The sequence below is a fragment of the Ruminococcus sp. OM06-36AC genome, from assembly GCF_003438725.1.
GTDB lineage: Bacteria > Bacillota > Clostridia > Oscillospirales > Ruminococcaceae > Ruminococcus_C > Ruminococcus_C callidus.
In genome coordinates, this window is the sequence record NZ_QSTT01000048.1 from 2942 (window position 1) to 3838 (window position 897).

Consider the following 897-nt stretch of genomic DNA (forward strand, 5'->3'; position numbering starts at 1 on the left):
CCCAAGCAGAATTGAAGTGGTTTTCGCATCCATGCCTTGTTCCATGGCACGGGTGGCAAAAGTGTGTCTGAGGGCGTGGAAGGTGTAGTGTCCAAGACCAGAGGCTTTCAGAATCTCATCGTAGGCATCCTTGAATGTTCTGGGTTCCAGGTATCCTCCAAATGGGTTTGTCACCAGAAAGCCGGAGTCCTGATAGGCTGCACCAGATGTCATAGCATCGTTCTGCTGTACATTTTTCCATTGCTGTAACTCGCTTGCGATATTGGGAATCAAGGGGATAGAGCGGATAGAGTTTTTCGTTTTTGGCTCTTGGATAACAATCTCCGTGGAATTGCCCACACCGTTGTAATCCACTTTGGGCAGACGGTTTATTGTGCGACGGATAGAGAGCATTCTTTTATTAAAATCTACATCTTCCCAGCGGAGTCCCAGCAGTTCGCCCAGACGAATCCCTGTTGCAAGTGTCAGACGAATGAAAATGCCGTATCGGTATTTGTAGCTGGTGTAGATAAGTTTTTGCTGCTCCTCACGAGTGAGAATCTCAACCTGTGGTTTTTCATTGCGTGGCAAACTGACTGCATCACAGGGGTTGAAATCGATGTAATGTTCCAGCACTGCCTGATTCATTGCCTTGTGCAGGCAGCGGTGAAGATTCAGAATGGTTTTGGGCGAAAGTCCCTGTGTATTCTGCTTGTAGTTGTAGAAGTCCTGCAGGAGCTTTGTCGTGAGGTCTTTCAGCTTGAGGGTTGGGAATGCTGGTGCAAGGTGATTTTCGATGTAGCCCCGATAGCTGACATAGGTGGACTGCTTGACCTTGTTTTTCATATAGGTTTCCAGCCAGAGCCGCAGCCAGTCGAGAAAGGTGGTGGAAGTCGGGTCAACGTGTTTCTGAAAGTG

1 protein-coding gene is annotated in these 897 nt (G+C 48.3%); it reads right to left on the reverse strand.

The window, feature by feature from the left end; all coding sequences use genetic code 11:
* Positions 1 to 897 (reverse strand): site-specific integrase (locus DXB92_RS12905; protein WP_187118456.1); only part of this gene is annotated, 897 nt, incomplete at both ends.